We start from the raw sequence: 17148 nt of genomic DNA, 5'->3' as shown, positions 1-17148 counted from the left end.
ATAGTGCGCTCCCTTGGGGCGTGATTCCTTGACCCATCCATGCCCACGGATGGCGTCCAATTTGCTGAACTCGCCTGATGCAGAGGGTTTTTCGAGTTGGAATCATCCTAGTCGGAGAATCCGGTGAGGTGACGGGGCGACCCATAAGTCATACAAATTTCCCGCCCGGCGTGGTGCGAGGTCAGGGCGGTGGAGGCCCCGCAGGTCGGGGCCGGGGCCTCCACCCGCGCACCGCTACTCGGGGGTCTGCTCAGTGGTCCGCTCGGCCGCGGGAAGCGGCGCGAGCGGCAGGACGTACTCCTCGGCCAGCTTCGCCAGGTGGAGCGGGAGCGGCCGGGCGAGCGGGTGGTACTCGTCGTGGAAGCGCAGCTGGTGGGCGGCGGCCGCGACCACGGCCGGCCGGTCCGCAGCGGTGTCGGTGCGCTCGGCCGCCGCGAGGGCAACCGGGGAGAGGCAGCCCAGTACCGTGAGCTCCAGCGCCTGCGGGTTCCAGGCGGTGGCCGCGGGCCCGTTCGGCCACTTCTGGTCCGGGACCAACTTGCGGAGGTCGCGTCGTACGGTGCCCGCGGTGGGTGGCTTGCCGACGGTGCTGAGGAACACCCGGTGATCGGGGTCCGCGTCCCGGGGTGCCCACAGGCCGGCGGAGAAGCCCGGCGGCTCCTTCTCGGTCGCGGCGGGCGCGTACCACTGGGGGGTCTCGCCCCGGTTGTTCGTGTCGCGCAGCAGGACGATCCGCAGGTCAGCGCCGTGCAGGGCGACGCGCACCGGCGACTGGCCGTGGAAGGCCAGCATGTCCTTCTCCAACTGCCCGTTGTTCAAGCCAGGCCAGGTCTCGCGCAGGTTGCCGCTGTTCGCCAGCAGCAAGGTCGGCCGGTCGCGCACCTGGAAGAGCAGCGACCTGATCCGACGCTCGACCTCGTCGCGCCGCTCGTCGGTGGTCGGGGCGCTCCGGCCCGACCGGGCGGGGTCCACCTCGGCACTGTCCGCCGTGAGACTGATCAGGAAGTCTGCGTACGGTACCCACGCCTTGATGGTGTCGTCCCAGCCGCGCACCGGGTGCACCGGGTCGCGCGGGCGGATGCGCAGGGCGACCAGGTGCCGGCTGGCCCTGCGGGTCGGCCCGTCGGCCTGCCGCCGGACCTGCCAGAGCGCCAGGTACTGGAGGTCGTCCGCCAGCTCCTCGTCCAGCCGCTGGTCCGGCGGAACCACGGCACCGAGCTGGCGCATCCCGTCGGCCAGTGCGGATCGGGCGCGCAGGGCGACGGCGGCCTCCGAGTCCTCCGGGACGACGATGAACTGGCTGACCCGTCGGGCGGCGGCGCAGCCGTGACGCAACGCCGACTTGGGATCGGAGTCGGAAGTGGGGAACCGTTCCGGGCCGAGTGTCTCCACCAGCGCCAGCCCGACCGGATCGATCCCGGAGCCGAGGAAGTCCGCCGTGCGGGCCGCGCGCTCCCGGATGGCGGCGGACAGTACCTGGGAGCGGGACCGGCCGGGCCCGTCGTCGAGCTCCAGCCCGGCCCCCAGGCTCCCGAGTGGGCGGGCCCGCAGCACGACGTTCAGGTCGCCGACCTGCCACTCCTGACCGTCGTCCACCGGGCCGGAGCCTGCCGGGAGCCCGAGCCACTCGCGGAGCGCGGCGACGAGCTCGTCCCGGGTCTCCTCCGTCTGCCACAGGACGTCCACCAGCAGCGGACGGCCGTCGAGTGCCGAGTGCACCGCGCCACGCCGGGCCCGGAAGCGCTGCTGCGCACGCTCGTCCCGCACCTGCGCGTCCTTCGCCGGTGTGCTGGGCAGGAGTACGGGCGTGGGCTTGCGGTGCGCGCGCTCCAGACCGGCCGCTCGGCGGAACACCGGTGCGAGGCCCTCCTCGACCCACTGGTCGACGAGCGACCGTTCGAGCGGCATGAGCCCGGTGCCGACGCCGTGCTTGCCCATCGCGGTGCTGTGCACGACGCCGGCGGCCACCCCGTCCCGGCCTTCGAGCCAGTCCGCCGGGTCGGCGATCAGCTCGGCCGGCTTCGGGTAGGCGCGCAGCACGTCGAGTTCGGGCAGCAGCTCGACGAGGCTGTGCCGGCGCCAGGCGGGCATGCCGAGGCGGCGGTTGAAGGCCAGCTTGTTGGCGGTGAGGCGCTGGCGCGGGCCGTGGTCGCCGGGCCAGGGCAGCGGGGTGTCGAGCAGGACGGTGGCGCCGCGGCCGGGGGGCAGCCAGACCTGTGATCCGCTCGCCCAGCGGCGGATCCCGTAGTCGACGTGCACGCGGAAGCGCGAGGCGAACGGCACCGTCTGCACGGTGACGGTCACCAGCGCCGAGTAGTGCCAGATGCGCTTCCCGCGGGTGTACTGGCGCGGCGGCCAGCTCACCAGCTCGACGCCCTGCTCCCGGGTGACCAGCCGGAAGGACAGGTCGACGCCGCCCAGACGCAGCGGGCGGGCGGCGAGCCTGGCCCCGATCTGCTCGGGCAGCAGGTGGTAGAGCCTGCGGTCGGGCTGGGCGGTGCCACCGTCGGTGAGCCGGGCGGCGGTGAGGTCCACGGACTCGTGCCGCCACTGCGGGCTGTGCTCGTCGATCAGCGCCAGAGCCCGGTCCAGGGCCGCCCGGTGGTCGGTCGCGCGTTCGGCGTCGGTGTCGTCGAGCGGCGGCAGGGTCATCACCCAGGAGGCCAGCAGGGGGCCGACCAGCTTGGCGGGCATGTCCTGGGAGGCGTAGAACCAGGGCACCTCGGCGCTGCCGCCGGCTCCCCGGCCGGTGGCGATCAGCCCCGGGGCCGTGGCGCGCAGCAGCTCGTTGAGCTTGCGGACCGGAAGGCCGACGGGCTGCTCCCGCCGACGCCAGCGTCGACGGTAGAGCCCGAGGAACTCCTCCCGCCACTCGTCGGGGAATCCGATCATCCGGTAGGGCTCGATCCAGGGGCCGGTGTGCGGGTCCGGCTCGTACGCGGTCGTGCTGATCAGCTGGTACATGCGGTGTTCCTCTCGTTGTCGAGGGTGCTCAGGCAGCGGTCGAGAGCCGTCCACAGCGGCCGGTAGAGCGCCTGGACGATGTGGCGGTCGGCCTCGGGGACGGCGGCGCCCGGGCTGAAGTAGGGCTTGAGGACGGCGTGGATGCTGTGCAGGAGGCTGGTCCGCGGGGTGTCCGGTTCGTCGGCCGGTCGGCCGGCCGCCAGGTTGGGCGCGAAGGCGGCGTCGACGAAGGCCACCCGGGTCGGGACCGCGCCCCGGACGGAACGGCCGATCACTTGCCAGATGAGCACCAGGAGGTCCCAGGTGACCTGGTGACGGTCGTCGTCGCCCAGGCGGCTCCAGGCCAGGCTCCGGGCGAGGACGGCGTACCACCGGGAGCGGGCCTGGTCCCGGACCTTGCGGGCGCCGCGGCCCGGAGTGGACTCGCTCCGCACCCAGCCGTCGAACTCCCCGTTCCCGACGGCCCGGACGATCCAGTCGTTGATCGCGTGTACGGCCAGGGCGAGGTCGTCGGGGCGCGGATTGGGCCGGGCGAGGAAGTAGACGGACCCGATGGCCGCGTGCTGCTTGTCGACATCGAGGATGTTGTGCCCCCGCTCGACCGCCAGCAGGGGGGCCACCAGGATCTCGGCCTTGGTCCTGGAGAGCGTCTCGACGTCGCCCCTGCGCAGGACGGGCGCGTGGTTCTCGTCGTCCTCCGCCCAGGTGCCGGCGCCCGGATCGTCGTCGGCGGCGAGGCGCCACACCCGGCCCTTCCAGCGTTTGTTGAGGGCGTGCAGGGTGTCCGCCACCACCGCGGCCTCCTCGTAGCTCCCGACCAGGAGGAGGATGTGTCGGCGGCTCTCCGGGAGGAGCTTCAGTTCCTCCTGGAGTCGACTCGATCCGTGGTCGTTCCTGCCGAGGACGGTGACCATCCGGCGCAGCACGTCCGCCCGCTGGTCGAGCGGCTCGCCGGAGAGCCGCTGCGCCTCGTTGGCGAACTCGCATCGGCAGCGGGACCGGCACCCGCAATCCTCGCGGATGAACTCGAAACGGAACTCACTCTGTTCGGCGATCCGGTCCAGCTCCCGGGGATCCGGCTCGATGATGGCGCCGATCGGCACCTGGATGTGGTAGCGGCTGGAGCGGCCGGCCCAGCTGCTGCCCGACATCAGTAACACGTTGGTGCCGGGGCGGCCGTCCACCGTCGGCAGGTCGGGCATCACCCGGAGCAGTTCCCGGCCGACCCCGCTGCACCGGAAGAAGCGGAGCTCCCCGCTGCGGACCCCGCCCGGGTCGGGGCCGTCCATCAGGAACTGGAAGCCGATGACGTTGCCCATCGGGGCCTCGGGCACCATCGGCCCGTAGTCCAGCGGCCGGCGGTACATCTCGTTGAACCCCAGGTTGAGGGCCGCCGCGACGCGCGGCCACATCGCGTTGACCAGGGCGAGCCGGGGCTCCAGCGCGCTCAGCAGGAGTGTGAATTCGAATCGGTTCAACATCAGTTCGAGCCAGTCCTGCGGGTTCGGCGGCAGCCGGTCCTTCCGCCTGCGCCTGGTCGCCGCCCGGCCGCGGCCGGTGTTCTCCTCGGCTTCGTCCGGCTCGCCGCTCGCCCGCCTGCACAGCCGCTCGTAGCGCTCGCGGCCGGCCGCCGTGGGCTCCAACAGGGGATCGAGGTCGAAAACTTGGCAGAGCACCTCCTTCAGTCGGGTCCGGGTGTTCGTGCGGTAGGTGGTGTGCAGGAGCTCGCCGAGCAGGCTGGTGAGCTGCGCGCCCTCCGGGGTGGGCGGCCGCCGGTCGCCGAAGGGGTTGTCCCGGAATGCGTCCAGGACCTCGGTGAGCTTCCGCCGGGGCTCCCTGTGCGGGTGCTCCGCCACTGGCTCCGCGGTGTCGGCGGGCGTGTCGTCACGGTCCTCCGGGAGCGGGTACCGCTCCTCCAACAGGCGGAGTTGGAGGGTCCACGCGCTGAAGTACCCGATCCTGACCCAGGTGCGCAGGCCGTGGTTGCTGACCAGCATGGCGACCAGTCGGTCGGCGGCGGTCTGGGTGGTGTTGACGGCGGCGGACCAGTTCTCCACATCACGGTTGGACAGCTGGATCTGGCCGGCGCCCGCCAGTTCCCGGAGCCGGTGCTGGTTGACGTCGTAGAGGAAGGACCGGCTGTCGGGCCTGTCGGCGATCAGGGGGATGGCCGGGGCGAACATCCTGTCGAGCTGCATCTGCACCCGGTCCGCCTCGTCGACGATCACCAGGTCGCTGCGACGGCACGCGAGTTCGAGGTAGCGGATCCGTTCGTGGTTCTGCGGGTGCGGCACCGCCGAGTCGATCAGGCTGGCGATGGTGGCGACCCAGACGGTCGCGCCGACGAGTTCCCGGGCGCCGTGGTGGCGGGGGCAGCCGGACCAGAACGGGCAGGCCAGTGGTTGTCGGCTCCACGAATCGTCGCGGGCGTCGCGCCGGCGGTTGGGTGCCTGCAGCCGGGTGCACGGGGCCTCGGTGAAGTCCAGGAGGTCGTCGGCGAGTTGTCCGTCCTCGTAGCGCAGCGCGTTCACCGCGCACGAGGTGCTGAGGTAGCCGAACCCGGGGTCGTCGTGGGCGAGCAGGTTGCGCCGACCGCTGCCGACCAGGCGCCGGTGCAGTCGTTCGGCGTGCTGTTGGCGGCTGGAGGCCCCGATCACGGGGGCGGCCGTGTCGGGCACGTACGTGTTGTACAGCCGGACCAGCCTGAGCTGCTCGGCCACGTCCCCGACGACCACGGTGACCCGGAGGCCGCGGCGAGCCAGGTGTACCGCCAGGACGTCCCGCAGGGTGCTCTTACCGGCGCCGACGATGCCCAACAGGTGCTGGAGCCGGGCCACTTCGAAGCTCTCGGAACGCCGGAAGCGCCCGTTCCGGCGAGTGAAGAGGCGGACGGCTGTCAGGCGGCCGACCCAGTTCTCGGACAGCCGGGCGTCCATGAAGGCTGCCGTGTCGAGCAGTTCGCACCACTCGAAGGTGAGCGGTTCGCCGTTGTTGGCCGGTGGCGCCGCCAGGTCGTGGCGCACCGGGGGAGGCGGGCTGGAGGCCGGGAGCCGGACGCTGGTCAGGTGGCGGCCGATCGGGAAGGCGTGCCGACCGGGGCCGGCGACCGACAGGGGCCGTCCAGCGAACACCGGGGCCGCCCGGAGGAGCCGGTCGTAGACCTCCCAGCGGTCCGGGGCCACGGACAGCGAGGGGCGGCGGACGGCCGGACGGTCCGGATCCTTGACCTCGTAGGCGCGCAGCTGGCGGTCGAGTCGCTGGTACTCCTCCAGCGCTTCGGTCCAGGCCAGTCGGCGTCCCCAGGTCCACAGGGTGTGCCGGGCGGTGCGGAGAGTCCGTTCCCCGGCCGGATCGACCGCTCCCCAGGCTCGGGCGAACGGATAGCCGCTGAACAGGGCCCAGGCGTCCGCGGCCGGCGCGCCGGGCACGAACCTCTCCTGGAGGTGGAGCCCGATCTCGATCTCGCACAGGGACTGCAGTCGCGGCGGATGCAACCCGTCGGATGCGTCCGACAGTTGGTTGACCACCTCGGTCAGGGACTGGGCGGTGCTACGCATGACCCCTCCGCATTCCATCGGTCGACTCGCGTGCGGTGAACTCGCTGACGGACATCAGGCGCACCCGTGCGCCGACCGGCAGCGCCTGGTCGAAAGCCCGCCGGTACGCCGGGCTCGCCGCCCGGCTGTCCGGTACGACGACGTCCAGTTGTCCGCCGAGTCCGGCGGCCACCTCGGCCGCCCGCAGCGCAGCCGGCCCCGGCTGCTCCCGGTCGTGGACCTGGTAGGCCCGCAACGCCCCGTTGCGGCCCGGGATCTGGTGGACGCCGAGCCCTGCCGCGAACGGGCCGGTACGGTCCCCGAGGCGGGAGCGGACCGCCAGTTCGGTGCGGCCCGGGAGGGCGACGAAGAGCCGCAACGCCAAGGGCAGAACCAGCGCCTGGCCGGGCTGGTGCGAGACTTCGAGCTTGCGCTCATCGGGGGCGCAGCCGCCCTCGCACCAGGGGCCGTCCGTCGTCTCGGCCTTGGCGAGCAGGCCGCACCCGGAACAGCAGTGCACCAGTCCGTCGGCCGGGAGGTGGCTGGGCACCGGGCCGTAGAAGTCCTTGACCAGTCGCCAGGCCTGCGCCCGGGACGGCTGCAGCATCTCCACCGGGTCGAACCGCAGGACGACCGGTTTGCGGATCAGGAAATCACGGCACTGCGTGAACCTGGCGGGGCTGCCGCAGTTGTCGGCGAGCCGGGCCATGAGGGATTCCGCCTCCTGTTCCACTACGCCGAGAGCGCCCAGCGAGGCCAGCTCGGCGCAGGTCCGCGTCGGCTCGCCTGCCGCACGGTGGATCAGGCGGGCGCCGGGGGTGAGGAAGTCGCGGGGGAGGGTCATCCACTCCTCAGGTGCCCGTCCGCGGCACCAGCGCAGCAGCTCCGGCACGCTGCGGGGCGCCGGTGCGCGACGGATGATCGCGTCCAGGACCACGCGGTCCAGGGCGAGTTGGAGGCTCGGCGGGTACGGCAGTCGGAACGTCGATGGTTGGGTGGTCGTCAGGTCGATCACCCCTCGTGCCACCGCGGCGAGCAGTTCGGTGTCCGAGGACCCGTCCACGGTCACGGTGTGGCCTCCGGAGCGGCCTGTCGGGGCTGCCGTGCCGAGCACCACCGGGCCATCTCGCAGCCCGCGCAGTCCGGGCCGGGGACGGCCGCGAACAGGTCCTCGGAGTGCCAGCCCGCCACCTGCTCGCGCACCGCCGCCTCGGCGGCGGCGCGGGTTCGGGGGTCGAACGGATCGAGGGTGTGGAGGTCGACGCCGCCTGGCTGGAGAACCTCCAGTTCGACCCGGCCGCCGGCCTGCCCCGCCTGCCCGTCGGCGAGTGCGCCGGCGCCGATGATCCTGAGGGCCAGGGCGAGTTGGGGGTACGAGGCCAACGGATCGCGGCAGGTGCGGTCGCTGCCGGAGGTCTTCGTCTCCCGCCAGACCCAGGCCCCGTTCCTCTCCTGGTACAGCAGATCGGGCTCCGTCAGGACGACGAGGTCGGCCGCTGTGTCGTCGAACGCGAGCTTGGGCTCGACCTCGACCCGCGACTGCGGCCCGGCGATGCGCAGCGGGCAGACCTCGGCGTGATGGCGCAGCAGCCGGGCTCCGAGCCGGCGCTCCTCGTCCGGGAGCCGGTAGCCCTCGGGCACCCAGTCGTCCGGGATCTCGGTTCGGCACGGGGCGTGCGGCCGTTGCCCGTGCCGCTCCGCGAGGAAGGCGTGGATCGCCCGTCCGCGCTCGGCGGCGGCGCCCCGCTCCCGGTTGCCGTCGACCGGAAGCCGCAGGCCGCGCAGGTAGCCGCGGGCCGGACAGCTGCGGTGCGCCCGGCCGGTGGTCGAGGACCAGGTGCGGCGCGGCCGGCTCCGGTCCGAGACGCCGAGCAGGCCGCCCGCGCGCCGGAGGGAGGGGCAGGCCGGGGCGACGGCGCACGAGGCGCAGGCCGAGCCGGGCCGGTACTCGCGGCCGTCGAGCAACGCCCGTACGGCCGGCGCCCCGTGGGCCCGGTGAGCCGCTACAGCCTCCAGCCGGGTGCCCTCGAAGACACTCTGCGCCCGCCCGTCGGAGAGCGCGAACTGGACGACCCTGACCTGCTCGACCCGCGGGTCGGACGTTCCCTCCGCCGCGACGAGGGCGGCCACGGCGCGTTCGGCATCGGTGCGGTCCCGAAGCCGGTTGACGGGCAGCCGCAGCTCACGCAGTCGAGCGTCGGGAGACTCGAAGTACCGGCCCCAGGCGGTGATCCGGTACTCCACGCCGTTCGGGCCGTCCGGCGCCGGCCCCTGGTGCCGGTAGACCCACGGCGCGCGGGCGGGGCGGAGTCCGGAGTCGTCCGGGAACGCCTCGCGGTACATGCGCAGCGCGTGTTCGGTCCACTGCCGAACGCCGTCGTGCACCGGACGCGGCTGGCCGCGACGCGGTGCGCTCGGCGGCGGCTCGTCCACCGTCCGTTCGAGTTCGTCGGCCGCCGCCATGAACGGGCCGTTGGTGAACGCCTCCAGGGCCTCGGGCTTCCACCGGGGCCGTTCACGGGCACGGAGTCCGCGGGCCTTGAACACGTCGGACGCCGGGCAGCGGTATTGCTCCGGGCCGAACATGCCGAGACTTATCCGGACGGCGGAGGAATCACCGACCAGTCCTTCGGGCGGCCAACCGGCTGTCATACTGACCTCACTTTTCTGGGCCCCGGTGTTCGGCCGAGCCGGCCGGGGCGCTTTCTCTTCCGTATGGAGCGAGTGCGTTGGTTCTTGGGGCAATGCTCAATGGGCGTAAAGGCCGCTACAAGGTGATCCGAGAGCTCGGCAAGGGAGGTATGGGTGAGATCTTCGTCGGTCGGGATATTGCGGTCGGGCGGGAGGTGGCGATCAAATTGCAGACCGCTCGGACGTTCGACCTGACTACCGACTACGGCCATTACAGCAATCTCATGGACCAGGAATGCAATCGGATGCTGGACATCTTGGAGATCCGGGGAATCCCCAAGGTCTTCGACTGGGGCGAAATCGGTCGAAGTGGCCGGAGATTCCTGGTCATGGAACTGGTTGACGGCGTCACGGTCGCCCAGTGGATCGAGGAGCACGAGCCGGTTCCCGTGCTGGCAGCGGTCTCGGTCATCGGGCAGCTCTGCGACATCCTCGGCCGACTGCACGCGAAGGGGTACGTCCACTGTGACGTCACGCCCAAGAACGTGATGATCCAGTTCGACGGCTGCGTGCGGCTGCTGGACGTGGGGATTTCCGCAGTATCGGGCGACAGCCGGGAGCTGCCGTGTGGGAGCAAGAGGTACGCATCGCCTGAGCAGTACCTGCCGGACGCGGTGCTCACCCCTCGGGTCGACGTTTTCGCCCTCGGCGCCCTGCTGTTCCAGATGGTCACCGGCGAGCTGCCGTACGCCGACGTGGAGTACCCGTTCGACGGCACCGAACGGGCGTTCCCGGCCGGCCTTCGAGCCGTGATGCCCGACGACCTCCGGAGCCTGGGGCTTGCCATGGTCTCCCTCGACCCGCGCGAACGCCCGACGGTGGTGGACGAGCTGCCCGGCTACCTGCGGCCGATGCTGCCAGCGTTCGGATCGGCCCCGTCTCCGAAGGCGGCGGAGCCCGATCCGACCGCCTACTACCGTCGCGGCCTGTGGCGGACCTGAGCCACCGGGCGGACCCCGGCCGTCCGGCCGTCACAGCTGGGACCTCAGGCGTTCGACGGCCGAGTCGGGATCGCTCTCGCCGAGCCTGACCAACAGGGACCGGGCCTGGGCGACCGCCTGGGCCGCCATCAGGGGCCGACCGGCAAGGACGAGGGTGTCGGCGAGCCAGACGAGGGTCCTGGCCTCCCGGCTCGGGTAGGTCAGCGACCGGTACAGCCGCACCGCGCGGACGAAGTCGGTGACGGCGATCCGGTGGTCGCCGAGTGCCACCTGGATCCGGCCCAGGCTGAACAACGCGTACGCCTGGCCGTTGACATCGTCCGTGCTGCCCAGCAGGGTCAACGACCGCCGGCAGTAGTCCAAGCCGACGCTGTACCGCCGGAGGTCGTAGTGGGCGACGCCGATGCCGCTCAGCGCCGCGCCCTGACCGAGGATGTCGTCGAGCTCCCCGAACGCGGTCAGTGCCAGGGTGAGGTGTTCGAGCGCCTCGCCCGGCGCGCCGTTCTCACGCAGCATGACCCCGAGCGTGTGGTGGCCGAGGGCGGCGCCGCGGACATCTCCGTTCTCCTCGCTCAGGCGTACCGCGCTGCGCAGTTCACGAGTCGCCCGGGCGAGGTCCCCGAGGCGACGATGGGTGCCGCCGAGCATCCGGTGGACCATGGCGACGTCTGCCGGTGCCGCGACCCGTCGGGCCGCTTCGAGGGCGCCGGTCAGATGGCGGAGGATGTCCAGGTTGCGGCCGGAGCGCCATTGGAAAGGGACCAGCACCATCGGCAGCAGCCAGGTGTAGCGGTCGAGTCGGCGGGCCTCGGCCGTCCCGATCACGGCCGTGAGCGTCGAGTACTCGGCCTCGAACCAGGCCATCGCCCCGGCGGTATCCGTCGGGACGTCGACGCGGATTCCGCGCGGCTCGCCGATCGGTAGGTCCCGGGCAGAGTCCAGTAGGCGGTCGCAGGCCGCGGCGTTCTGCAGCAGGAACTCCAAGATCCGTTCCGCCACTTCGGCCCGCTCGGACTCGCTCCGCCGCGCGGCCAGATCGCCGGCGTAGACCCGGATCAGGTCGTGTAGGGCGTAGCGGGAGTCGGAGATCTCGGACACCAGGCTCATGCTCACGATCTCGTCGAACGCGTCGCTGGTGCCGACCGGGTCGTCCGGCCGGAGCGCACGTACGGTGGTCCAACTGATGGTGGGGCCCGGGTGCACTGCCAGCTGCCAGAAGAGGTGCTGCGCCTTCGAGGGCAGGAGTTTGAACGAGGTCTCGAACATCAGCCGGACGCTCGTCTCCTCCGTGCCCAGGTCGAGTTGGTGCAGCCGGGTGCTCTCCTCGCGGAGGCCGCGGCTGACGTCCCCGAGCGCCTGTGCCGGGCGCCTGAGGATCTGCGCGGCGGTGATCGCCAGCGCCAGGGGCATCCCCGCGCAGTACTGGACGAAGTCCTCGACGAACGGGGTGGCCAGCTTCATCCGCTGTTCGCCGAGCTGGATCCGCAGCAGTTCGACTGCGGCGGGCCGGTTCAGCGGAGTGAGGTTGACGATGTCGGCACCCTCGTTGACCCACAGGCTGTGCAGCTGGCGGCGGCTGGTGACGATCGCGGCGCTGCTTCCCGGCCCCGGCAGGAGACGCTGAACGTGCTGTTCGTCGAGGGCGTTGTCCAGGATCAGCAGGACGGCCCGGTCCGCGAGCGTGGTGCGGTAGGCGGCGAGCATGCCGTCCCGCGTGGAGGTGGTCGGCCGCACGCCGAGGTCGTTGAGGAACCTGGCGAGCAGATGCTCGTAGCGCTCAGGCTCCCGCGACGAGAAGCCGCCGAGGTCGACGTAGAGGGTGCCGTCGGGGAAGTACTGCTGGACCTCGCCCGCCGTCCTGACCGCCAGGAGCGTCTTGCCGATCCCGGGCATACCGGAGACCACTGCGATCCTGGAGCGGCCTCTCGTCCGGCCCAGCAGGGTGCTGCTGACCTGGTCGACCTGGGCGTCCCGGCCGACCAGGTCGGGCGGCTGGGGCGGAAGCTGGCGGGGCACAGACCGCGCGCGCGGCGGCTCGTACGTCGCTTCGGGGGCGAGCAGCAGGTGCACGGTGGACCGTCCGAACCGCCGCTCCCAGGCGGTCAGCAGCGGCTCGACCTCGTCCGGCCGGCCCTGGGCCTCCAGGATCCGAACGTTCAGTTCGAGCAGCGTCTCGCTGGCCGGCCAGCGCTCACGCGCCTCGTGGACGCGACGGAGCGCGGCACCGTACTGCCCGCACTCCAGCTCGGCCCGGACGCAGCCGGAGGTGGTGTCCCGGAGCTGGGCCAGGAGAGCTTCCCGGCTCCGGGCGAATCCAGGGCCGGGAAGGCCTTCCAGGGGTACTCCCCGCCACTCCCCGAGTGCTGACCTGAGCTCCGTGAGCCGGACCGACGGGTCCGGCGCGTCGGCTGCCCGGTCCACGTGTCCCTGGGAACGCAGGTAATCGATCCGATGGGTGTCCACCTGAATCCGGCAGAACCCGTCACCGTTCTCGACGGAGATGTCCGGAATGGCATGCCGCAACTTGTGTGAATACTGGCGAATTCGGACCGCGTTCGAATTCTCGCCCGGCCAGACGCAGTTCGTGATCTCCGAGTGAGAGGCGCACTGGCCGGGCGCCAGCAACAGGGCGGCGAGGAACTGCAGGGTTTTGTGCTGCATCCTCACCGGGGTTTCCCCCTGGAGGACTTCCACCCGCCCCAAGATGTGAAAATCCATGCTTGTCGCCCCCTTTCGCGACCCTCCGCGGTCGGCCGGTTCGGCCGACACCGGAAAGCATGCCACGGGCCGCCGATCGGCGATTAACGTTCAGTTAACTCCTGTGGGTTGGCAACCCGCGGCCCTTCTGCCACGCTGCACTCACCTCACCCGGCTGGTTCCCGTGTCGAATGTCGGAGCGATCGGCGCCGTATGTTCGGACATTTGCCCGACTGGCGCGGAATCGAATGTCCGGGGGCGCGTCGGCGCATTGGAGGACGCAACACGTGATCAAGGAGAACGCCATGATTCGGACGCAGCGCAAGCGCATCGGGCACAACGTCAACACCCGGCCGGCGGACCGCCGGCCGCCCACGGCGACGGTGCCGCCCCGGCGTCCCCGTCGGCCGCGCCCGGCGCCGGAGCCGACCCCGAACCCGTCCGGGGAGGTGCGGCTGGACCGGTTCTGGAAGCCGGTCTGCCCGATGGCTCACCGGGCCTTCGAGGCCGAGCTGTTCGTCGACCTCGAATAGCCCGGCGCGACACGACACGACACGACACGGCCCGGCCGCGTCGCGTCGGCCGGGCTGGGCGGGAACTGCGGAGTGCGTCGGACACGGGCGGACCGGGTGTCCGGTCCGTCCGGATGTCCCGCGTGGCCGCCAACCCGAACCCCCGCCGCCCTCTGTGGCGAGGGCGACGGGGGTTTGGATCGACAACCGCGACTTAGAGGTCGTAGTTCTGATCGAACATGCCTCTGACCTGCGCAAATGATGGTCGCATGGAAGATCATTTCACAGCCAGTGCACACGCGGGGGCTTCAACGGATGAGATGAGTCGAGAAGTGCGGAGCAGTGACGAGGGATCGCGTTGGCTGGTCGCTGCAGGGCGCTACGCAGTGCTACCGAACTTCGAACCGGCTCGTATGCGCCGTCCACATTGCTCGCGTCATCCAGTGCCTCTGTGTTGAGGGGAAACGCCGGAATGCCGACCTCCCGAGGGCGTCAACCGGGGGAGGTCGGCATCGGCGTTCTTGCCGCGGCGACCAGCGGCTCTGCTCGGTCCTGCTCGGTCCTACTCGGTCCGCAGCGTGGTGGCGGTCCGCGACCGGGCCGCCCAGCCGGCCGGCAGCAGTGCCCCGAGCAGGGCGATCACGATCCCGCCGGCCAGCAGGGGGATGAGCAGCCCGGCGGTGTAGGTGTGGGTCACGCTCGGCGGCAGGTGTCGGCCGATCGCGTTCCCCATCGGGTTCAGCGTCGCCTTCTCCACCGCGACCCCGAGCGGGACCCCGATCAACCCGGCGATCAGGCCGGTGAGTGTCACCGAGGTCAGGACCATCGCGATGGTCTGCTTGGGTGTCATCCCGAGGGCCTTGAGGATCCCCAGGTCATGGACCCGCTCCCGGGTGTCCTGCACCACCATGCTCAGCACCCCGAGCGCGGCGACCGCGGTCATCATCAGCGTGAGCGTGGCCACTAGGGCGCTCATGGTGAGCATCACGATGTTTTTGCCCGAGCTCGAGTTCGACTGGACCGAGGCGTTCAGCGGGGTCAGCGCGGCGGCGGCCGAGGTGGACCAGTCCGATCCGTTGACGTTGTCGGTCAGCTCGACGTTGAACTGGTCGATGTGCGGGGGCAGACCGGCGGCGGTGAAGGTGGCCGCATCCGTCATGACGGTGTAGTCGCCCTGGTTGGTGTCGAAGTTGATGCCGACGACCTTCAGCGGCAGTTGCTTGTTCTGCTGCGTCACGGTGACGTCGTCACCGACGTGGATCCCCGCCGTCGTGGCCAGCTTGTCGCCGACCACGGCCTCGCCGGGCGCCGAGTACCAGCGGCCGGACACCAGCTCCAGGTGCGTCCAGGAGAAGTCGCCGGTGACCGTGAACACCTTCGGCGGTTCGCCGCCGGGCGGAGCGCCGACCATGGCCGCGCCGCTTTCGCCCCAGCCGAACGCGGCCTTCGTGCCCGGGATTCCGACGAGCGCGGCGGCCACCTTGGCGGCGTCCAGGTGCGGGGTGCGCGGGTCGTTGGGGCCGTAGAGACCCCAGGGCACGCCCACGTCGGCTGTGGGTATCGCGATCTCCGACGCGACGTTGAAGCCTGAGGTGCTGGCGTCCAGGTACTTGTTGAACCCGGTCCCCAGCCCCACCGCGAACGTGGCACTCACCACGCCGAACAGCACCGCCGTACCGACCAGGACGGCCCGGGCCGGCCGGGCGAACGGCTGGGCCAGCCCCAGCGACATGGCCCGGGGCAGCGGCAGCCGCGAGGCCAGACGCTGCGCCGCCTGACCGCCTCCGGCCTTGGGGGCGCGGCCGACCACCAGGGCCCGCACCGTCGACATCCGGCCGGCTCGCAGTGCCGGGATCAAAGCTGTGACGCCGACGGTCAGCAGGGTGCCCAGCGATACCACGGCGCTGACCCACAACGGAATCGTGGTACGGGCCGCGCCGAGCTGCTTGGTGGCCCCGTCCAGGATCGGCACAGCCAGGAGGTTGCCGAAAACCGTGCCGAGCACCACGCCGAGTGTCGTTGGGATCATGGCCTGCGCGGTGTAGGCGCGGGCCACCTGCGAAGGGGTGAAGCCCAACGACTTCAGAATCCCGATGCGCCGGATTCCCGAGGCCACAGCCCCGCTGACCACGATCGAGATGATCAGCACCGACATGAACAGCCCGAGGATCCCGAAGCCGATCAGGAACGGCACGTAGGCCTTGGCGTTGCCGGTCGCCTGCTGCTCCGTGGTCAGGTACGACTGTCCGCCCTCGACCGCACCGGCCGGCGCGGCGGCGGCCACCGCCTGCTTGTCGGTGGCGATGTCGGTGGCGGTCCCGGCCTCGGCGAACCGGTAGAGCATCTGCTCGTCGGACTTGGCACCGGCGGCGGTGAGCCGCGCGAAACCGTCGGCGGTGGCGAAGGCGGTCGCGCTGTCGGTCACCGAGCCGCCGAAGCCGACGACCTTGAACGACGGCTTGCCCGGCAGGGAGGAGAACACCACTGAACTGCCGAAGCAGTCGGTGGCATAGTGCTGCCACGGCAGGGCGATCTCGTCCGGGCTCGTCGGCCAGCGCCCCTGGGTCAGCGCCAGTTGGTCCATCCCGGAGGTGCTGCCCAGGTCGGGCCGGGTGGTGACGGTGATCGGATGGTTGTCAGTACCGGCGAAATCGTTCTTGGGGCAGTCCGTGCCGATGGTTGTGTCCAGGGCGGCGGCGACCGGGTACGGCCCGGCCGCCTCGGTGACGCCGGCGGCGTGCGCGGTGGCGGCGGCCTGCGCGGCCGTGACCTTCGAACTGTCGAACTGGACCGCCAGGTGCGCCCCGTTCCGGGCACTGAAAGCGTGCTCGAACGGGGCCTGCACGACAGTCAGCAGACCGAGGGAGAGTACTGAGGACGTCACCGCGGCGAACGTGGTCAGGGCCATGACGATGGACTGGACCCGACGGCGGCCCACGCCGGAACGTACGACCTTGCCCAGGGCGCTCACCGGACCGCTCCCGCCGAGCTGTTGACGGTGGCGCCGCCGGCGGTGTTGACCACGTCCCGCTCGACCGCGCCGTCCACCAACTCGATCGTGCGGCGCGCGGTGCTCGCGGCCAACTGCACGTCGTGGGTGACCAGCAGGATGGTCTGGCCATCGCTGTTCAGCTCCAGCAGCAGCTGGCGCACGTCCTCGGCCGAGCTCGAGTCCAGGGCGCCGGTCGGCTCATCGGCCAGTAGCAGCGCCGGCTCGTTCATCAGGGCCCTGGCCACCGCCACCCGCTGCCGTTGCCCGCCGGACAGCCGCTGCGGATAGGCATTGACATGCCGGTCGATGTCCAGCGAGCCGAGCAGCTCGACGGCCCGCCGCTGCGCTTCGCGCTTGCCCATCCCGGCCAGCTGTGCCGGAACCATGACGTTGTCCAATACGGTCAGGTCGTCCAGCAGGTTGAAGAACTGGAAGATCATGCCGATGGAGGCCCGGCGGTACTTCGCCGAACCGGCCTCGCCGAGCTGGTCGACGCGGGTGCCGTCGACGGTCACGGTGCCACTGGAAGGCTTGTCCAGACCCGCGATCAGGTTCAGCAGCGTGGACTTGCCACTGCCGGAATGGCCGAGGATCGCCACGCACTCACCAGCCGCCACGGACAAGGTGACGCCGGCCAGTGCGGGTGGGCCGTCGTCGTACTTCTTCGTCGCGTCGCGGAGGTCGATCATCGGTGCATTCGTCATGACCATGAACCTAGGAACGGACCACGATCCACCGCGTCGGCCGGCGGATGTCACCTCTTCCCAGGTCATCGGCCCGGGGGCGTATCCGGCGTACATCCCCGGGGCGACGCG

At 71.2% G+C, this 17148-nt stretch carries 9 protein-coding genes; 2 read left to right on the top strand and 7 right to left on the bottom strand.

Annotated features, from left to right (window positions below; genetic code table 11):
• Positions 1 to 234 precede the first annotated feature (234 nt).
• From ACFVHI_RS07425 to ACFVHI_RS07410, 4 genes are read right to left on the bottom strand one after another with little or no spacing between them, the layout of a single operon-like run.
• Positions 235 to 2964: a pPIWI_RE module domain-containing protein gene (locus ACFVHI_RS07425; RefSeq protein ID WP_380336622.1), complete on the bottom strand. Its 2730-nt coding sequence runs from the start codon at positions 2962 to 2964 to the stop codon at positions 235 to 237.
• Positions 2952 to 6521 carry a hypothetical protein gene (locus tag ACFVHI_RS07420; RefSeq protein ID WP_380336619.1) on the bottom strand — a complete coding sequence of 1190 codons (3570 nt, stop codon included), beginning with the start codon at positions 6519 to 6521 and terminating at the stop codon, positions 2952 to 2954. Before ACFVHI_RS07420 ends, ACFVHI_RS07425 begins: the two co-directional genes overlap by 13 nt.
• The gene (locus tag ACFVHI_RS07415; RefSeq protein WP_380336617.1) at positions 6514 to 7569 is read right to left on the bottom strand and encodes a hypothetical protein; all 1056 of its coding nucleotides are present in this window, start codon (positions 7567 to 7569) and stop codon (positions 6514 to 6516) included. The genes ACFVHI_RS07420 and ACFVHI_RS07415 overlap by 8 nt, the downstream gene beginning before the upstream one ends.
• Entirely contained in the window at positions 7566 to 9152 is a 1587-nt protein-coding gene (locus ACFVHI_RS07410; protein WP_380336615.1) for a PD-(D/E)XK nuclease family protein, read from the bottom strand. Before ACFVHI_RS07410 ends, ACFVHI_RS07415 begins: the two co-directional genes overlap by 4 nt.
• Before the next feature lie 92 nt (positions 9153 to 9244).
• On the opposite strand from ACFVHI_RS07410, the gene ACFVHI_RS07405 reads away from it, so the two are divergent.
• Entirely contained in the window at positions 9245 to 10132 is an 888-nt protein-coding gene (locus ACFVHI_RS07405) for a serine/threonine protein kinase (RefSeq protein WP_380336660.1), read from the top strand.
• 30 nt (positions 10133 to 10162) lie between these two features.
• Here ACFVHI_RS07405 and ACFVHI_RS07400 read toward each other — a convergent pair whose 3' ends face one another.
• Positions 10163 to 12793, bottom strand: a complete 2631-nt coding sequence (locus ACFVHI_RS07400) for an ATP-binding protein (RefSeq protein WP_380336613.1) — start codon at positions 12791 to 12793, stop codon at positions 10163 to 10165.
• Positions 12794 to 13134: 341 nt separating this feature from the next.
• On the opposite strand from ACFVHI_RS07400, the gene ACFVHI_RS07395 reads away from it, so the two are divergent.
• Positions 13135 to 13362, top strand: a complete 228-nt coding sequence (locus tag ACFVHI_RS07395) for a hypothetical protein (protein WP_380336610.1) — start codon at positions 13135 to 13137, stop codon at positions 13360 to 13362.
• 541 nt (positions 13363 to 13903) lie between these two features.
• On the opposite strand, the gene ACFVHI_RS07390 is transcribed toward ACFVHI_RS07395, so the two are convergent.
• Both ACFVHI_RS07390 and ACFVHI_RS07385 read right to left on the bottom strand, forming a co-directional pair.
• Positions 13904 to 16249, bottom strand: coding sequence for an ABC transporter permease (locus tag ACFVHI_RS07390; RefSeq protein ID WP_380336607.1), 2346 nt, complete (start codon positions 16247 to 16249; stop codon positions 13904 to 13906).
• Positions 16250 to 16308: 59 nt separating this feature from the next.
• Positions 16309 to 17022 carry an ABC transporter ATP-binding protein gene (locus tag ACFVHI_RS07385; RefSeq protein ID WP_380336604.1) on the bottom strand — a complete coding sequence of 238 codons (714 nt, stop codon included), beginning with the start codon at positions 17020 to 17022 and terminating at the stop codon, positions 16309 to 16311.
• Positions 17023 to 17148: the final 126 nt, after the last annotated feature.

Origin of the sequence: Kitasatospora sp. NPDC127121, assembly GCF_042677305.1 — a bacterium.
In the GTDB taxonomy this organism is placed as follows: domain Bacteria; phylum Actinomycetota; class Actinomycetes; order Streptomycetales; family Streptomycetaceae; genus Kitasatospora.
The sequence above is the reverse complement of the archived record's forward strand: the minus strand, read 5'-3'. Positions and strand labels throughout refer to the sequence as shown.